Annotated in this window: 13 protein-coding genes and 4 pseudogenes; 12 read left to right on the top strand and 5 right to left on the bottom strand. The window is 44.2% G+C overall.

Features of this window, described 5'->3' with window-relative positions:
* Positions 1-86 precede the first annotated feature (86 nt).
* A complete protein-coding gene (locus KW548_09885) occupies positions 87-821 on the bottom strand; it encodes a DTW domain-containing protein (protein QXX08029.1) in 735 nt (244 codons plus the stop codon).
* Positions 822-905: 84 nt separating this feature from the next.
* Here KW548_09885 and KW548_09880 point away from each other — a divergent pair, with 84 nt between their 5' ends.
* A complete protein-coding gene (locus KW548_09880; GenBank protein QXX05541.1) occupies positions 906-1,694 on the top strand; it encodes a sterol desaturase family protein in 789 nt (262 codons plus the stop codon).
* A gap of 16 nt (positions 1,695-1,710) precedes the next feature.
* On the opposite strand, the gene KW548_09875 is transcribed toward KW548_09880, so the two are convergent.
* On the bottom strand, positions 1,711-3,744 hold the full coding sequence (locus KW548_09875; GenBank protein ID QXX05540.1) for a methyl-accepting chemotaxis protein: 2,034 nt from the start codon (positions 3,742-3,744) through the stop codon (positions 1,711-1,713).
* Positions 3,745-3,839: 95 nt separating this feature from the next.
* Between KW548_09875 and KW548_09870 the strand changes: the two genes are divergently transcribed.
* Entirely contained in the window at positions 3,840-4,352 is a 513-nt protein-coding gene (locus tag KW548_09870; protein ID QXX05539.1) for a C40 family peptidase, read from the top strand.
* A 2-nt stretch (positions 4,353-4,354) separates the two neighbouring features.
* Here KW548_09870 and KW548_09865 read toward each other — a convergent pair whose 3' ends face one another.
* Positions 4,355-4,699 carry a DUF3802 family protein gene (locus tag KW548_09865; GenBank protein ID QXX05538.1) on the bottom strand — a complete coding sequence of 115 codons (345 nt, stop codon included), beginning with the start codon at positions 4,697-4,699 and terminating at the stop codon, positions 4,355-4,357.
* Positions 4,700-5,051: 352 nt separating this feature from the next.
* Between KW548_09865 and KW548_09860 the strand changes: the two are divergent.
* Positions 5,052-5,917, top strand: a pseudogene (locus tag KW548_09860) (fructosamine kinase family protein).
* Positions 5,918-6,183: 266 nt separating this feature from the next.
* On the top strand, positions 6,184-6,387 hold the full coding sequence (locus KW548_09855; GenBank protein ID QXX05537.1) for a CPXCG motif-containing cysteine-rich protein: 204 nt from the start codon (positions 6,184-6,186) through the stop codon (positions 6,385-6,387).
* A gap of 28 nt (positions 6,388-6,415) precedes the next feature.
* Here KW548_09855 and KW548_09850 read toward each other — a convergent pair whose 3' ends face one another.
* The gene (locus tag KW548_09850; protein ID QXX05536.1) at positions 6,416-7,036 is read right to left on the bottom strand and encodes a riboflavin synthase subunit alpha; all 621 of its coding nucleotides are present in this window, start codon (positions 7,034-7,036) and stop codon (positions 6,416-6,418) included.
* Positions 7,037-7,212: 176 nt separating this feature from the next.
* Here KW548_09850 and KW548_09845 point away from each other — a divergent pair, with 176 nt between their 5' ends.
* Both KW548_09845 and KW548_09840 read left to right on the top strand, forming a co-directional pair.
* Positions 7,213-8,583, top strand: a complete 1,371-nt coding sequence (locus KW548_09845) for an MATE family efflux transporter (protein ID QXX05535.1) — start codon at positions 7,213-7,215, stop codon at positions 8,581-8,583.
* A gap of 152 nt (positions 8,584-8,735) precedes the next feature.
* A complete protein-coding gene (locus tag KW548_09840) occupies positions 8,736-9,665 on the top strand; it encodes a DUF3080 domain-containing protein (protein ID QXX05534.1) in 930 nt (309 codons plus the stop codon).
* Here the strand turns inward: KW548_09840 and KW548_09835 are convergent.
* Positions 9,655-10,519 (bottom strand): annotated as a pseudogene (locus tag KW548_09835) (DNA ligase). The gene KW548_09840 and the pseudogene KW548_09835 overlap by 11 nt on opposite strands.
* Before the next feature lie 291 nt (positions 10,520-10,810).
* Here KW548_09835 and KW548_09830 point away from each other — a divergent pair.
* The 6 genes and pseudogenes from KW548_09830 (at position 10,811) to KW548_09805 (ending at position 17,912) form a co-directional block, all read left to right on the top strand.
* On the top strand, positions 10,811-11,128 hold the full coding sequence (locus tag KW548_09830) for an STAS domain-containing protein (protein QXX05533.1): 318 nt from the start codon (positions 10,811-10,813) through the stop codon (positions 11,126-11,128).
* 41 nt (positions 11,129-11,169) lie between these two features.
* A complete protein-coding gene (locus KW548_09825) occupies positions 11,170-12,009 on the top strand; it encodes an OmpA family protein (GenBank protein QXX05532.1) in 840 nt (279 codons plus the stop codon).
* A pseudogene (locus tag KW548_09820) lies at positions 11,984-14,090 on the top strand (SLBB domain-containing protein). The gene KW548_09825 and the pseudogene KW548_09820 overlap by 26 nt, the downstream one beginning before the upstream one ends.
* Positions 14,090-14,785 (top strand): chromosome partitioning protein ParA, encoded by a 696-nt coding sequence (locus KW548_09815; GenBank protein ID QXX05531.1) that lies wholly within the window; start codon positions 14,090-14,092, stop codon positions 14,783-14,785. Before KW548_09820 ends, KW548_09815 begins: the two are co-directional and overlap by 1 nt.
* A gap of 9 nt (positions 14,786-14,794) precedes the next feature.
* Positions 14,795-15,594 (top strand): annotated as a pseudogene (locus tag KW548_09810) (phosphate/phosphite/phosphonate ABC transporter substrate-binding protein).
* A 17-nt stretch (positions 15,595-15,611) separates the two neighbouring features.
* Entirely contained in the window at positions 15,612-17,912 is a 2,301-nt protein-coding gene (locus tag KW548_09805; GenBank protein QXX05530.1) for a response regulator, read from the top strand.
* Positions 17,913-17,927: the final 15 nt, after the last annotated feature.

The raw sequence follows: 17,927 nt of genomic DNA, 5'->3' as shown, positions 1-17,927 counted from the left end.
CCTACAATCCGTGACGTGGAACGAATTTAACCACTACCTAGACTTAACTGTGCAGACTATCGCCAACAAACCGATTATTTTCAGACTTAATTCTCGTTTTTCACCTTCTGAAGATAATGTTGCAGCAGTGGTCGGTCGAAATTTGGCTTAATTCTGGTCTTACTTAACAGGTAGCTTTCTTTAAATACGTCAAACCACAGTTTAAGCGTTTGCCCCGTCTGTTCTTCACCTAACTGTTCAAGTACCAATGTGGCGACTTCCGCCGTAGCTAGGTGTTGTTCATTGTCGGAACGTCTCATGACGTACTGAGAAATGGATTGTGGCGACACTGACAAAACAGGAAGCGCATTCAGATATGGTGACTTTCGAAAAATGCGCCTAGCTTCCCTCCAGCTCCCATCTAGAAAGATGAGTAATGGTTTTTTACCACCACACTGCTGACGAGGATGTTCTCCAAGCAAGCGAGACTTATCTTCAACGTACTCATCAGGAAACACCACGATGGGCTGATAATCTTCATGATTGAGCAACGACAGCATCGCCTGATCCGGCTCTGTGCGACTCCATTGATAGACATAACCTTCTTTTACCGTATCAAGGATAAGCCGCCCAGTGTTGCTTGGCTTGAAGACTTCGTTTTCAGACACGAGCAGCATCACCGCCACTGAGCTGGAGACATCTGGCTGATATGCACAGATACAAAAGTGTTCAGCGACCTGACAGTACTGACAACGCTGAACTTTACAGCCCCTTGCATTGAACGGTTTAGTCGAGCGCTTTAGGCGATGTTGATAAAGACGGTGAAAAGCGTGGATTCTCATGTCTGTTGATGGATAATGATAAAGGGTGCAGAGTTTACCTTGAGACAAATCCGTTGCAAGTGCCATGTGGGAGAAAAACGTCGTATGCAGAATCCAGATCTTATTCGCTTAAGCTTTTTTCTGTCAGTGCTCATACTGTGTGGATTGTGGGAATGGTTAACTCCACGCAAGAAGCTGACTCAGAATAAACTTTATCGCTGGTTGAACAACCTTGGCTTAGTCGCGTTTAACTCGGTCTTTCTCGGCATCTTTATGCCAGTACTCGCCTTTGAGGCAGCAAACGTTGCGCTCAAACAGCAATGGGGCTTACTCAATCACCTCGATTTCCCCTTATTCGCGCAAGTCATCATGTGTGTCATCTTTCTCGATCTGGCGATTTACCTCCAACATCTAGTCTTTCATAAAGTCTCTTGGCTATGGCGATTGCACAGAATGCATCATGCGGATCAGGATATCGATGTCACGACAGGCAGCCGCTTCCATCCCTTTGAGATCGTGTTATCAATGTGGATTAAAATTGGACTTGTGGTCGCACTGGGTGTTTCTCCTCTCGCAATCATCGTGTTTGAAATCATTCTCAATGCAAGTGCGATGTTTAATCACAGTAACGCCAAGTTGCCATTCAAGGTGGATGATTTTCTACGCAAAGTCATTGTCACACCAGACATGCATCGCGTGCACCACTCAGTAATACCGCGAGAAACCCATTCTAACTTTGGTTTTTTTCTCTCTATCTGGGATCGCTGGTTCGGTACTTACATCGATCAACCTGAGCGTGGACACAATGAGGTAAAGATTGGCATTCCACTTTTCCAGACGCCAAACGAACAAAGGCTGGATAAGATGTTAACCCAGCCCTTTCGAGAGAAATAAGTTACTGATTCAATGACTATTGTGGCAAGTCGTACTTATGAAGCATAGCTTGTTGATGACCTGCAATTTCTGCAACTTGTTCTGAATTTTCAACCATTGACTCAAGTTGAAGTTTGGTTTGCTCTCCTTGATCCGATACATGAGCGATGGACTGGCTTACATCCGCTGTTGCCCTCTCCTGTTCTTCTGTCGCTACAGTAATTTGCTCCACTCGAAGACGTATCTGATTAACCGCTTTCTCAATGTTTTCAAAGGTACTTTTTACTTGTTCACTGGATTCAAGAGCGAACGTCATTTCCCCACGGCTAGCTGAAACTGCACTGCGCGATTTCTCGGCAGCAGCAACCAATTCACTCATGCGGTCGCGGATGTTTGACGTCTGTTGCGATGTATCGCTGGCCAGTTTACGTACTTCATCAGCAACCACGGCAAACCCTCTTCCTTGCTCTCCTGCTCGTGCAGCTTCAATAGCAGCATTGAGCGCCAATAAATTGGTATTCTCTGCAATGCCGGAAATCATATCGACCATTTCACGAATCTGTTTCACTCGATTGTCCAACTCAACCATGGAGTGTTCATTCATGTTAAGTGTGTCTTCTAACGATTGAAGCCTGGCTTGATTCTGCTCGATAACTTTCACCCCATTTCCAGAATACTCTGCCGCTTGTTGGGATTCAGTGTATGATTCATTGGTCACGGTCGCGATTTCTTTTATCGACGCTTCAAGTTGCGTGACCGTCTCAACCATGTTTGTGAGGGATTCATTCTGACGTGCCAAGCTCAGATTGGATTGCTCTGCTGCATCATGACTAATTTCCGCTGTTTGATATAACGTCTCGCAGTTTCTCGTCACCGTCGAGATAGAACCACGGGTTGACTCGATAACCTGATTGAGTTTACGCGCCACTTCTTTCATTTCAAATGGTCCGAGCAACGTAACCGTGTTGGTAAAGTCATGCTCAGTTAGCCTATTAAGACTACCAGTGATGTTTGTTAAACCTCGATTAATCCAAGTTTTTAGAGAAAACCAAGAGACAACAATAATCGCGACCAACACCAGACTACTAATAATCAGTAGCGTATTGATAGAATATATTGTGTTACTCACGACACGTTTACTCTCATCAATTAGCGCTTCTGCTGTCTGGGAAATATTGTTAAGCAATTGAATGGTATCATTGGCCAAAATCGCCGCTTGGGAAAGCTGTACGCTCTGATTTTGTGCCAGCTCTAATTTTTTCAAAATTTGCTTGAGCACCCCTGACTCAGAAAACCCATCTTGGACCATATCGTATGGGGCAATTAAACTCGCAAATTCTTTAACCTCAGGGTGCCATTCTGAAAAGTCATCGAACGCTAAATTGATCCCAGCAATACGATTACGCATTTCCTTGTACTCTTGCATGGCTTTATCTTGATCCGTTTGCATCATCAAAACTAGAAATGTGCTCTCCATAGAGCTAGCGCTGGCAATAAATCGATTCGCAGCATCTGAAGATTCTGGGTTATCAACGGCAAGAAAGGAACTGATTCGATTCATTTCAGGCCCGATCGAGCTCAAGCCATAACGAAATTCTGTCATTTGTGAATCTATACTGCCCTGCATTGTCAGCAGCGACTGCTGGGTTGAAAGTATTCTATTGGTTAAATCCGATAACGCTTCAATATTCCCTCTAAGTGCAAGTTCTTGCTGTTGCGATATGGCCTGATTGAATTGCGAAGAAATCACAAAAACCTGTTCGACTAACATCAACGTTTCATCCGCACTGTTAACGGTTTGTTGCTTGATTCTATTCAGGCTCTCAATATCACTAACTTGAGAGCCGTAGCCGAGTTGTTTAACTTGTTCCAGAATGGCTTGTGTGAGCTTTGCATTGGTCATTGCAAGAGGAAGGGCTTGATCTGAAAGCGTATCAAATTGAGCACCAACTCTCTCAATTCCTTTAATACTGGTGACAGATAAACCAATGACCAGTATGGTTATCGTTAAGAATACTGCACTGATCGTTTGAATGAGCGAGAGTGAGAAACGCGTCTTTTGCTTGGACATAATTTTGAACCAACATCATACAAAAGTTTAATCAGCGTGCGATTTTATTTAGAAAATATTACAGATAAATGTCACCAAGGGGTTAAATAGACACCATGAATAGAGTTACGCCGCAATTTTCAATCGCTTTGTTCGTTCTCCTCTTAGCTGGATGCTCCAGTTCCCCTTCCTCAACAGACTTCAATACCTTAGATAGTGCTAAGCATATCTCATCGTATGAAAAAGGTGTGCAACAAGGGCTTCTTGAGGTCTATAGGGATTGGAAGGGCGTCCCCTATCGTCTAGGGGGCAACAATTACAACGGTATTGATTGTTCTGCTTTCGTTCAAGTAGCTTACAGAGAAGTACTGAACATTGATTTACCCCGCACCACCTTGGCACAGGTAAGTATCGGAAACGAGATGAGTTATGAGCAAGTTCAAGTGGGAGATCTAGCCTTTTTCAAAACATCAAGAAAGGTTCGTCATGTGGGCGTGTATATAGGTAACAAGCAATTTATACATGCTTCAACATCACAAGGTGTGATAATTTCCAGGCTGGACAATCCTTATTGGGCTTCTAAATTCTGGCATTTCAGACGGGTTGCCACGCCGCCTGTGGTGAATTGAAATCAGTCGTATTTAGCGACTGCGGAATCAAATAGATTTTTAACCAGTGCGATGTACTCATCAAGGAATGTAATCTGATCATTAGTTGCGGGTTTAGCCCAAACACCCGCTAACACTTCCCCTAAATCTTCTACTACTGAGTCGGCTTCCTTCAACAATTGGAAGCGAACACTAGAGTGCAGTTCTGGATTCTGCTCAAAAATGGCCATGATGTTACTCGCTACCATATCGGTAACAACATCTTCGACACTTTCAGCACCTGTGTCCCCATCGTCAGATGAAAAGACATCAAGATTAAAAGCCAGATGCTCAATGAGTGCTAGGTAGCCATCGGTTTCAACAACCACTGTCGTTCTCCATTAATTATTCTATTTTCGAGTCACTATCTAATACTAAGCCATATCAATGAGTTTTCACAACTCAAGTCGACTCGATGCTCATTAAAATTCAAAAGTTGTTTATACCTTAGTTGAAGAGTTTGGTTTAATTTCCAACTGATTGCTTTGAACTAGGATCAACTTTTATCAGTACTAAACTATTTTACTAGTTTACAGGTTCTCGTTGGACATGACAAAGCTCACAAATTAACAAGCTCAATCCTGTCTCCTGCTAAATGATTGAATTTTTGTAGTCTGATTCAGAAATACCTCATTTCTTATTCTACAATGTCAGTACTCAGCGGCAAAAACGGATCTGGATATGTGGCACGCCATAGCCGAGCAATTGTCTGAAGCATTAATGTTCTCGTTCGATATTGTCGAGAAAAATCGCTTAACTGGCGGTGACATCAGTGATTGCTACATGATAAGCGATGGAGAGCAACGCTATTTTGTGAAAGTCAATCTACGAGGCTTTTACTCTCAATTTGAAATAGAAGCAGAAAACATCCGAATCTTACGAGAAAGCTCTACCATTTTCGTCCCAGAACATATTCATACCGGCAAGAGTAAAGAACACGCCTTCCTGATTCTGAATTACCTCCCAACCAAACCACTCGACGACAGCCGTGACAGTTATAAATTTGGCCAGCAGCTTGCAATGCTCCATCAGTGGGGGAGCAGAAAGAATATGGGTTTGACCAAGATAACTTTATTGGTTCAACTATCCAGCCCAACAAATGGGGACGCAAGTGGGGACGTTTTTTTGCCGAGCAACGCATTGGATGGCAACTTCAGCTAATGAAAGAAAAAGGGATCACACTTGTCGATATCAATGACTTTAGTCATTTAGTGAAGGACAGATTAGGTAACCACAACCCTCGCCCATCTTTACTGCACGGAGACCTCTGGCATGGTAACGTGGCCAAGTCCGTGTTTGGCCCTATTTGCTACGATCCAGCCTGTTATTGGGGAGATAGAGAGTGCGACATTGCCATGACCGAACTTTTCGGTGGTTTTCAACCAGAGTTCTATCAAGGCTATGAGAGCATTTTTCCCTTAGACTTGGCTTATAGCGAACGTAAAGACATCTATAACCTTTATCACCTACTCAATCACTACAATCAGTTTGGTGGGCATTATTTAGACCAATGCGAGCGCTTAATTAACAAAATACTTACCTACTAAATTAGCATGTTAAACAATGGGTCAAGTGCAAATCACCAGCAAATCATCAATCCACATACAAGCACCTAGCTCGGTGTTTTATTAGCCATCTCAAACTTTTCACTTAATTTACGCCTATAACTAACTTAGCGACTTAAGCTTAAATTGTCGAAGCTAACAGTAGCAGTTTGAACACACTCAAAGCAGGACTTTGGAATGTACCTAAATGACGCTCAGGTATGCAAGGCTTTGGCATTGATCTCATCAAAGGCGTAAGGAAGAGAGCTATGCGAAAATACACAGAGAAAAGAGTGACCTGCCCCCATTGTGGTCACGCCATTGGTATCACGTTAGATGCAACCAATGGTAGCCAGAATTTTTACGACGACTGCCCTGCTTGTTGCAACGCTATTCATCTGAGTATGATGGTTAACGAGCAATTGGACGAAATCGAACTCTCAATTGATGCCGACGATGAACAAATTTTTTAGAAAGCGCCACAAGGCGCTTTTCTGTTTATTAATGCTCACGTTGATCTTTGGCCGCTAGCACACGTTCAACTGAATTGACTATAGCCTGAGTCTGGGGATCGATTTCAACGTTTACCTTGTCACCTTGCTTACGCTGACCAAACAATGTTCTTTGTAAAGTTTCCGGGATCAAATGAACGGAGAAGCGATTTCCTTCAACGTCACCAATCGTGAGCGAACAACCATCTAGACCAATAAAGCCTTTCACCAATACGTACCTCATCATGTCCTCAGGTAACTCAAGCCACACCGTCCTGTTGTTCGGTGTGTCGATTACTTCAACGATTTCACTCACCATGGAAATATGGCCAGACATAGTATGACCGCCAATCTCGTCACCAAATTTGGCAGCGCGCTCAATGTTAACCGAATGACCAACCTCCAACTCACCCAGATTGGTTAGCTTCAAAGTAGACTGTATCAGATCGAATGATACGAGTTCTCCATCGATTTTTGTTACGGTCAGACAACAACCGTTGTGCGCCACTGAAGCCCCTATAGATAACCCATGGCCCATTGATGAATTCAATCGAATGACATGAGTTTGAAACGACTCTTTCTTCTCAATAGCGATGACTTCCGCCATTCCCTGAACAATTCCAGTAAACATTGCAAATTCCAACAGTTTTTCGTGGAGGTTAGTGTGACATTTAATTATCATTTAGCACAACACCACCATGTATAAATTATCGATAACAATGGTGTTCACCCCTTTGATTTTCGTGTCGATTCCATTATTTGATTCTGCAGAAGTCAAAGCATCTTTGCTTTCATTGGAGTTTTTACGTGCATCGTTATAAACAAGAAGCGAATAAGCTGATCAAATTGGCTACGCCAGTGCTGATTGCTTCCGTCGCGCAGACAGGCATGAGCTTCGTCGATACCGTCATGGCAGGTGGAGTCAGTGCGACCGATATGGCTGCAGTTTCCATTGCATCAAGTATCTGGCTTCCTTCAATACTATTTGGTGTTGGCCTACTCATGGCCTTGGTCCCAGTAGTCGCTCAACTCAATGGCTCAGGCCGACAGGTTAAGATTCCATTTGAGATCCAACAAGGTGCCGCAATGGCATTGCTCATCTCTATACCCATTGTTGGCGTGCTTTTTCAGACTCAAAATATAATGGGTTTGATGAATGTAGAGCAATTAATGGCTGAAAAAACCAACGGATACATGCATGCTGTAATATACGCTGTGCCCGCCTTTTTGCTTTTCCAAACCTTGCGCAGCTTTACTGATGGTATGTCACTCACCAAGCCCGCAATGGTCATTGGCTTCATTGGGCTACTGTTCAATATCCCGCTGAACTGGATTTTTGTTTACGGTAAATTTGGTGCTCCTGCACTGGGCGGCGTGGGTTGTGGTGTCGCAACAGCCATCGTGTATTGGCTCATGTTGTTTATGTTGCTGTTTTATGTCGTGACATCCAAACGTGTTGCCCATATCAACCTGTTCGGCCAATTCCACAAGCCTCAACTAAAACCCCTTGTTCGTTTATTCAAGCTAGGTTTTCCAGTTGCAGCCGCGTTATTCTTTGAAGTGACCCTATTTGCTGTCGTTGCACTCTTGGTTGCGCCACTTGGATCGCTGATCGTCGCAGCGCACCAGGTTGCGATTAACTTTTCATCGTTAGTCTTTATGCTGCCGATGAGCATTGGTGCAGCGACCAGCATTCGTGTTGGCCACAGCCTTGGAGAGAACAATGTAGAAGGTGCGGCAATCGCCTCTCGCGTAGGTGTCATTGTCGCGGTGTTACTCGCCTTATCAACGGCACTATTGACGGTTATGCTCAGAGAGCAAGTAGCATTACTTTACACTGACAATCGTGCCGTTATAGAGATTGCTTTGCAGTTGCTGCTATTTGCTGCCATCTATCAAGTCACAGATGCGGTACAAGTCGTCGCGGCCGGTGCCTTGAGGGGATACAAAGACATGGCTGCAATATTCAACCGTACTTTTGTCGCCTATTGGATTCTAGGCCTCCCGATTGGCTACATTTTAGGAATGACGGATTGGATTGTTGAACCTATGGGTGCTCATGGCTTCTGGATAGGTTTCATTATCGGTCTTTCATCAGCGGCAATAATGCTTGGTCTAAGACTGCGTTGGATGCACAGACAGCCTGATGATATCCAATTAGAATTTTCCTCAAAATAACCAAAAAGGTCAGCTATGCTGACCTTTTTTGCATTTATTTCGTAAACTAATAACAACCCTTGACTGTTTCACTATTTATCACTCCTATGCGTATCTTTGTTGTTTTAGCATCACTGTGTTTCCTTTCTGCTTGTGATTTTATCAAGAGTCCGATGGACGCCAGTTTAGACACTTATTTAAGCCGCATCGCCAATGTCCAAGATAGACCAGCATTGACAATGCCGGATAACGTCAATGTGTTCCTGCCGACGAAAAGAGAGCTGCATATTACCATCCCCAGCATTAGCATAGGTCTTCTCGACAGTTATGAGCTTAGAAAATGCGGTTTATTCAATCTTGTTGCAGAAAAAAATTCAGTATTAGGCAAAGTTCAGGACCAGTTTCGAAATTTCGATTACCAAGTCCAAGTGAGTTACGGTATCGAGCGTTGCTTAATGAGCCCTAACATTTCCTCTGCGCTTAAAACACAATTAGCTTCAATCCAACAACAGAAGCTCAAACAATTACCAGCGCATTTTACCAACCTAGTGTTTTCAAGTGATGCGATGCGCCACCAACTGGAAGCGACGGAATGGTTATCTGTTGAGCAAGGTAGAGGCAGCACTCCGGTCATTCAAGCATTCAATCATATCGATTCTGGATTTTCAGGCAGTGAAACGCTGGATTACACAAGCACTTTAAAAGCACTTACGCCCTATCAGGAAGTACTAGAAAAAAATGCCGTTTTAGGCCCACTTAGCTATTCAATGCTAAATGCCGCAAATAAGCTAAACGTCATAACTCAACAACTGAAAGGTCATGATGAGACCATCCTATGCGGTCAAGGAAGAAATACGACTAAATTTCGCTACCTCAGAAACGTGTTTAATGAGTTTTTCATTGGCGAAATACAGCCATACCTCGCCAAAGTCGATAGCATTTACAATGAACTCAACCCTTTAATAGACTTTGTCGATAAAAGCCACGAAAACTATCAATACCCGATCAAACAATACCACCAAGCTTTCAGAGCAGCGACAAAAGAACATATCGAGTATTGGCAAAACTTGTTCAAACGTTGCGGAGCCTCTCCTACTCGCTAATATACTCCGGCCTTTCTCTCATATAACGCGCGAATTTAGGCACACCGTTTTGTGTGTAGCCATTGTATCTAAATGTGATGATTGAACCGAGTTTAGGCGGGTTTCGGCGCTGTTCATCAGTAAAGCCTGTACCTATATAAAATTCTATACCCGAATCCAACTGGACAAGTAGCGCTCCCATCTGACCGCTGTACTTTCCTTTACCGACTTTGTAACCAACCACCAAGCCTTCTGCATCTTGGTGCTTCTTCATCTTCAGTAGATCACTACTACGACCAGCCTGATAACGACTGGTGATCTTCCTTAACATCAACCCTTCGCCTTTTTTCTCGCTGACATTGTCTGGGATCATGAAACAGTTCCTGTTCAGAGCGAATCGGCGAATGCTCAATAAACTTAATATGTGGTGCGGCTATGTCTTCCACCAAATCACGAAGATTGTCATACCGCTTTCGATAGTCACCGATGGCTTGTGGCATATCAAACAGCATGAAATCAATCTGCTTCCAAGATGACTCAACGAGTTCTTTATCTAAAACTGTTTGTTGGACAATATGGAACTTTCCTCTCCCCGCCCATAACTCCCCTTCAACGGCATAACTCGGTAGAGGTTTAATGAACCAATCAGGCGCATGTATGACTTTACCAGTGCGTGTCGTTAATTGACCGCCATTCCAAATAGCACGGATACCATCGAGCTTTTCACTTTTCCAGTAATCCTCAATATTCATGTCGCTATTATAAGGGTTGGCCTGTACCAAAGGCATGGCACTCAATGATTGACTGTCTGACCAAGCAGTAAAAGATGTAGCGACCACAATAGCAATAGCGATACTGGTTAACTTAATTTGCATCCCCGAACTCCAGCTGTTTCCTAGCGAAGTGATTTTCAGCCCTCTTGGCTTAAGTTCAATCAATAGCCAGTGACAATTCGAGTAACCTCAAACGTTTCTTACTCCTAGAGATGTATCAGTTACAGTGAACCTCAACTACTTTTTAGTTATAGGCATGATTCTCAGTCTGAGAAAAGTCGTTTCTCAAATTGAGAAATATAGGGAGTAAAAACATAAGGTCATGATTTTTATTCAGTTTTTCTTGGCACGTAAAGTGCCTTATCTAAGGAAACTATCTGAGGAGATATCGTCATGGAACTACGTAAAATTGAACTAACTAATGAAATCCTTACCCTTCAAATTGATGGCAACTTAGATGCTGACGGCAGTCGACACGCTCAAAAACATATTGATGAAATTATCGCTGACCAACACGGAGAAGTCGAAATCGATTTCCGCAATGTCCGCTTTCTGGATTCGTCAGGTGTTGGCGCCCTAGTGTACCTCTACAAACGCTTAGTAGAACGAGAGCGTCTAATGCGCATCGAGAATGTCACTGGTCAACCACTGGAGATAATCAACCTACTACGTATCAACAAAGCAATCCCTGTGAACTCTCGCACTCACTAAAACAATAAACGAGATTTCACTTACTAACAAAGGAAGTTGGCATGGTAAATTACATCAAACACATAGCCCTGATAGTGCCTATAGTTAGCGTAATTGGCTGTAGCAGTTACCCCGAAGAGGGACGCGGGGGACTTGCAGAACAGTACATTCAGTCTAGCTTCACCCCTGTCATGCCCGACGAACCGTTAGGCCCTGAACACGGACTGCGCTTCGATTGGCAATTGGCAAAACTCCATCTTGATGCACTCATCCGTGAAGGTGCTCGCTGGTGCTTCCCAGCAGCTGTCGTTCAGGCACTTGAAAAACAGAGCCGAATCGCCAGAGAGCTTGAAGGGGGATTGTTGTTGGATGCAGCCAACGACATCGTCATCCAACGCAAACGTCTAGACGAACTCGAGAGACAACTTGATTATGTAACGTCACAAGCTAAGTGTGTCCCGCCACATGATGAATTTTCTTTCCAACAACAATTGGCAGTCATTGACAAGCTCTACAACCTGCTGAATGTAGATAACCAATTTGCATTCAACTCAACAGAAGTGAACCCAAAATACATGGGGAACCTTGCCCAAGCAGCCAACATTTTGCGAGAGCATAAGTCACTAAACCTTACCGTTACTGGCCATGCAGACTCGGTCGGAGATGAGCTTCAGAACCAAAAGTTAGCAATGGGTAGAGCAAAACAAGTGAAACGCTACCTAACTATTTTTGGTTTGGAACCAAGAAGGATCGAGGCTAAATCTCTTGGCGAATCTTTACCTCTTTTTGAAGGGGAATCCGACGGAGTTCGACTCACCAATCGAAGGGTCAGCATTGAAGTTGTGGAAACCAACGAGCTAGCAGAGAACAAGCTAAATGGAGGTTATTATCATGTGGATTAAACTCATATTAATTACCCTAGCCTGCTTATTTTCTGTTTCTGCTAACGCTGAGTTAGAACGCGTTCAAATCGGCGACATGATTCAGGTTAATCTGCCGGGCGAAGAAACGTTAAACAAGGGCTTCCAAGTCGATAAACGCGGTAGAATCAACTTACCTGAAGTTGGCGCTCTGTACGTGGCAGGATACACAGAAAACCAACTTCAACAGTCAGTACTAAACGCCCTTAGTAAAGTATATCGAGATCTGTCTACTGCATCGGTTTACATTTCAGAACAGCAAGTGCTTATCTCTATTCAGGGATACGTAAACTCTCCCGGTGAATACACTTTATCAAAAAGTGCTGATGTTCAAATGGCTATCCATGCCGCTGGTGGTTTACGCTCGGGTGCACAGTTAAACAACTTGCTTCTTAAGCGTGGAAAGGAAAAATTTCCTTTCAATTACAAAAGCTTTTTGGACACAGGCGATGAGACTCTGCTGCCTAAGCTTAAATCTTTGGACACCATATTTGTCCCAGCTTCACCTCTGGTGGGCAACATTGAGCAGCAATTTGATGCCAGTAAGCTAGCCAATTCTGGTGATAGCGGAGACAACAGAACCGCGATTAAGGTATTCGGTGAAGTCAACGCACCGGGTTCCTTCACCTTCAAAAATACGGCAGATTTAGTCGATATTCTCATGCGTGCTGGTGGCGTAACCCGATACGCTTCCGTTGAGCAGATCCGTGTCATCAGCAATAACAAGCCTCAAATTTTTAACCTGAAAGAGTATCTCGACAGTGGTGACACGTCACTTCTTCCTGTCCTTCAACCGGGTACTACTATTTTCGTCCCTAAACAGGAAGAAGAAATCCGTGCGGGTTCAAACGTTATCTACATCATGGGTGAAGTAAAGAGCCCAGGCGCTTACGAAGGTAAAAAAGGCGCTTCGTTTATGGATATTCTGGCCAACGCGGGCGGCCCAACCCGTTACGCAGAATCCCGTCAAATTCGCCTCATCAAGGCGAACGGGCAAGTCATCAAGTTTGATTTAACGGCTTACACAGAAGGTTTAACCACCAAAGCGCCACCTCAAATCAACCCAGGTGACGCGATATTTGTGCCTGAAAAAAACCGACATGAACGAGAAATCGTGGTTAAAGATCTCACCAGATCGCGCTGTCAATGTCATCGGTGAAGTCGTTCGGCCAGGACGTATAGAGTGGTCTGATGAAATGGACATGATGCACCTTCTGGCACATGTAGGTGGGCCAACTCTGCGGGCCGACACATCAAAAATAGAGGTGGTGACACCCAACGGCAAAATGGAGACATTCAACCTAGATGAGTTTATCATCAACGGAGCACCGATGTCGGAACTGCCTACTATCAGCGCCGGCACCATCATTCGCATCCACGATTTACCACAAGATCCTTCTGACAACAAATCACAATGGGTACGCCAAAGCTCTGATGCCTCCATATATGTCTTCGGTCAAGTCAACGCTCCGGGTCGCTATCGTTTTACAAAAGACATGCATTTTCTAGATATTCTATCTGCAGCCGATGGCCCAACCAAAGATGCCGACATTCATAACATCAAAATCACTCACAGAGACAAAACCTACTCAAAGGTCAGCAAACTTAATCTGTCCCTTTATTTCGAAACTGGAGATGAGAGCCTACTACCCAAAGTGACTATGGGTGACACAATCTACATCCCAGAGAAAGACAAAATTTGGCTGGATACCAGTAAAGAGTCAACAGTTCGCGTGCTTGGCGCAGTGAACAGCCCTGGGCGCTATGTGTTTGATGACAACATGACCATTCTTGACATTCTTGCAGAAGCTGGAGGGCCGTCGGAACGAGCCTATTTAGAAAAAATTTCAATCGTCAATATGTCCTGTTGCCAAGGTCAAGCTCGCACTTTTGACCTCGTAGACTTCAGCAAAACAGCCAACATTTACCAACTTCCCGTGCTACGTGCAGGTGACACAATTTACATTCCAGACCGTAGCGAGAGCATCCTTGAAAGAGCGCGAGTAGGCCTTGAAGACATCCTACGATTGACAACCACCATTGTATTGATAGGAGCGTTGTAATGATTATTCCTGCTACATTGACCGAGGTAGAGCAGATCTACCTCGCGGCTGAGTTGGCCGAGGCACGTTCTGTGTGTCTCACGGGTTGCAACTCAGGTGACGGCGTCACGTCCATTGCTTCTGCGTTGGCTGAGCGCTACTTACTCGGCGGACATAAAACCCTCCTGGTGGATCTGAACTTGTTTCATCCAGCGTTTGAGCCCGCACTCGACGTTACCGCTCAAGGCGATGATATAGGTGTGTTGCTGGAACACAAATCTTCCCACCAGCTTTTCACAGGTTTACCCGTACCGGAGCAAACGTCGACTCTCCTCGCTTACAAAGATCCGAGTGTGTTGAGTGGCTCCGTTGATAAATGGCTACAGCACTACGATAGAGTCATTTGTGACACCTCACCTTTACTTCATGTAAACCGTGGAAACATTCCCGCTCAGGTCGTTGCAAGTGCGTGTGACCAAACCGTATTGGTCGTCATGGGTGGGAAAACATCGACTGGTCAAATTCAGAAATCGCAACAACTGCTCCAAAGCCCAAAGATCTCACTGTTAGGTTCCATTTTGAACTTAAAGAACCAAGCGACATTGGGGCAGGAAATGGCGAGAGAAGTCCGAAGATTAAGGTTTATCCCCCAATCATGGAGAGAAAAGTGGGCACAAAAACTGGTTACTAACGAGTTTCTCGCACACTCTGGCTAAGGATTGATTATGAAAAACTTTTCTTACTTTGCTCTATTAACATTCCTTTGTGTGCCCTTGCATGCTGAGCCCATTACTTTCGGTGTTGTTCCCCAGCACTCTGCGAGCAAGCTTGCTAAACAATGGGCGCCCATCATCGAATACCTCTCCGAGACAACAGGAAAAAAGATTCTATTTAGCACAGCATCGGACATTCCAACGTTCGAAAAACGTTTGAAAAATGGTGAGTATGATATCGCTTATATGAACCCCTACCATTACACCGTATTCAGCGAAACGACAGGGTATAGCGCGATTGCAAAAGCCAAAGACAAACAACTCAAAGGCATCATTGTTGTCCGCACAGACAGCGATATTTCCCAACCTGAACACCTGAATAATGCTCAACTGGCCTTCCCCTCACCGGCAGCTTTTGCAGCGACTGTATTGACTCAAGCTTATCTACAACAGAACAACATAACGTTTGAACCATCTTACGTATCATCTCATGATTCAGTTTACTTGGCTGTTGCCAAAGGCTTCTTCCCTGCGGGGGAGGAATATTAAGAACCTACATGGCGTTACCCGAGGAAACTCGGCAAAAACTGACTCCAATTTGGACCACCAAAGGCTATACCCCTCATGCCATCGCCGTTCATCCCAATCTCAATAACAAGGTAAAAGACAAACTTCAGCAAGCGCTTATGGAATTTGGCGCATCCCCGGAACGGTTAGCACATCTAGAGACACTTAAACTCAAAGGTTTTGTACCCGCACAAGATAGCGATTGGAACGACGTTAGAGCGCTCAACATTAGATTATTAGATTAGTCACGGGAGTACCCGCTATGTCATTTAGAATGAAAACCATACTTGGGATCGCCTTTATTGAGATCGTTATGCTCGTAGTACTCACGGTCAGTGCGATGAGCTTTCTCTCCAACTCTAATGAAAAACAACTCATCCAACGAGCAAGTTCGACTGCTTCCATGTTTGCCCATGCAGCAAAGGATGCAATGATCGCCACCGACCTTGCGACCTTGGATGACTTGGTAAAAGAGTTTATGACCATAGAGGACATCGCGTATATAAGGGTGATGCGTGATGATAAAGAGCTCTCATGTGACGGTGATAAAGCCCTGCTACAAAGAATGATGTCCGTTGATTACACTCTAGATTCCGTCAATGATGGCATCTTCGACACTCAGGTTCAGGTTATAAACGGAGGGACAAGCTACGGCACGATAGACATTGGTTTTGAAATTTCCGCAATCAACTCCATGTTGACCAGCGCTCAAAAGGCAATAATAGGCATTGCCTCTATCGAAGTCGTATTGGTCGCCATCTTCTCGTTCTTCCTGGGGACCTATCTGACCAGAAGCTTAGTGAAACTCATTGAGGCAGCCAATACGGTCAGTGAACAAGGGCCAGGATTCCGACTTAACGATCAATCAAAAGACGAGCTAGGGGACGTCGCACGAGCCTTTGACGATATGTCTGTAAAACTCGAAAGAAGCTATCATGATCTTAAAAACGCTCGATTCGAAGCCGAACAGGCAAACGTCTCGAAAAGCCGTTTCTTAGCGTCGATGTCACATGAAATCCGCACACCGATGAACGGCGTTTTAGGCATTTTGAACATTCTTGAAGAGTCTCGACTCACTCGAGAGCAAAAGAAACTGGTCAACACAGCCACAGAGTCAGGTCAGTTTCTCCTCAGTATCATCAATGACATTTTGGATTTCACAAGAATGGAGTCCAACACACTGCGGTTAGAGCACAAGCCATTCAATTTTCGTCAATGCGTCGAAAATGTTGTTGAAACCTTTCAACCCTCTGCAAAAATTCGTTCTCTTGATTTGAACTGTATTCTTGATGGCTCTGTGCCCGCGAATGTTCAAGGCGATGAAAACCGCGTTAAACAAATCCTTCACAACTTGATTGGCAACGCACTGAAGTTTACCAAGGAAGGTAGCGTTACAATTCAAGTCAGCACTGAGATCGTCGAAGGGAATCAAGTCAAGATCGTGTGCAAAGTCATTGATACAGGCGTTGGAATAAACCGTAGCGCAATGGATTATCTATTTGACGAATTCACTATGGTCGATCAAACCTATTCAAGGAGCCAAGAAGGCTCAGGATTGGGTCTCGCGATATGCAAGCGTCTGTGTGAGCTCATGGACGGGAGCATTGAGGCCGAGAGCACACCATTAATGGGCAGCACTTTCTCCTTTTCAATCAAACTTGAACTCGCAGACCAGCTTATTTGTTCCACTCACCACAATCAAAGGCACAACGAATTACAGGTATCAGATGTCAGTATTCTAGTGGCAGAAGACAACAAAGCGAATCAATTGGTGATAAGCGAAATGTTTAAGCGCATGGGTCTCTCGATGGACATCGCTGAAAATGGCCTGCGCGCTTTAGAGATGGTCGAACAGTACCATTACGACCTTATTTTTATGGATATATCGATGCCAGAAATGGACGGCATGGAAACCTGCAGAACCATACGCTCAATGGATGACGAAAAAGTTCGTCACATACCCATCATTGCATTGACAGCCCATTCTCTATCTGGAGACAAAGAGCAGTTCCTCAATGCAGGGATGGACGACTATTTGTCAAAACCGATTCGTTTGTCACAACTAATTGAAAAAATTAATCTATTCTTAAGTGATGGTGCGAACAACTCTGATGAAAAATCTGATAATTTAGAGCAGGAATCGCAAATTCTCGAACAAACCGTTAGCAATCATCCTATGAATCAGGACACACAAGTGGATTTAGAACTCGTCGACGAACAAGTTTTAGAGCAAATGATAGAAGACACCAGTGCTGATGTTCTCCCAATGCTGATCGATCATTACATACAGGAGTCTAACGCACGCTTGGTTAAGATATATCAAGCAATGGAAGAGCGAGATAAAGAAACCCTCGAGTTTGAAAGCCATACATTGGGCAGTTCTTCTCTGGCACTGGGGAATCGAGTATTGTCTAATCTTGCACGAAAGATTGAGTGCATGTGTTTAGAGAATCATGAACAACAAGCATTTGAACTCTCTGAAGAACTCAAAGAGCTGGCTGAAAAATCACTGACGGCTCTTGAATACAGAAAAACGCTGGGCTTCATCGAACCAGCTGGCTAGATACAACAAGGTAAC

Source organism: Vibrio neptunius (assembly GCA_019339365.1).
Classification (GTDB): domain Bacteria; phylum Pseudomonadota; class Gammaproteobacteria; order Enterobacterales; family Vibrionaceae; genus Vibrio; species Vibrio neptunius.
The sequence above is the reverse complement of the archived record's forward strand: the minus strand, read 5'-3'. Positions and strand labels throughout refer to the sequence as shown.

Excerpts from the sequence above, each read along its gene's own strand:
- KW548_09885 (QXX08029.1), bottom strand. The coding sequence starts at position 821 with ATGAGAATCCACGCTTTTCACCGTCTTTATCAACATCGCCTAAAGCGC.
- KW548_09870 (QXX05539.1), top strand. The coding sequence starts at position 3,840 with ATGAATAGAGTTACGCCGCAATTTTCAATCGCTTTGTTCGTTCTCCTC.
- KW548_09850 (QXX05536.1), bottom strand. The coding sequence starts at position 7,036 with ATGTTTACTGGAATTGTTCAGGGAATGGCGGAAGTCATCGCTATTGAG.
- KW548_09840 (QXX05534.1), top strand. The coding sequence starts at position 8,736 with ATGGACGCCAGTTTAGACACTTATTTAAGCCGCATCGCCAATGTCCAA.
- KW548_09825 (QXX05532.1), top strand. The coding sequence starts at position 11,170 with ATGGTAAATTACATCAAACACATAGCCCTGATAGTGCCTATAGTTAGC.
- KW548_09880 (QXX05541.1), top strand. The coding sequence starts at position 906 with ATGCAGAATCCAGATCTTATTCGCTTAAGCTTTTTTCTGTCAGTGCTC.
- KW548_09855 (QXX05537.1), top strand. The coding sequence starts at position 6,184 with ATGCGAAAATACACAGAGAAAAGAGTGACCTGCCCCCATTGTGGTCAC.
- KW548_09805 (QXX05530.1), top strand. The coding sequence starts at position 15,612 with ATGTCATTTAGAATGAAAACCATACTTGGGATCGCCTTTATTGAGATC.
- KW548_09830 (QXX05533.1), top strand. The coding sequence starts at position 10,811 with ATGGAACTACGTAAAATTGAACTAACTAATGAAATCCTTACCCTTCAA.
- KW548_09875 (QXX05540.1), bottom strand. The coding sequence starts at position 3,744 with ATGTCCAAGCAAAAGACGCGTTTCTCACTCTCGCTCATTCAAACGATC.
- KW548_09815 (QXX05531.1), top strand. The coding sequence starts at position 14,090 with ATGATTATTCCTGCTACATTGACCGAGGTAGAGCAGATCTACCTCGCG.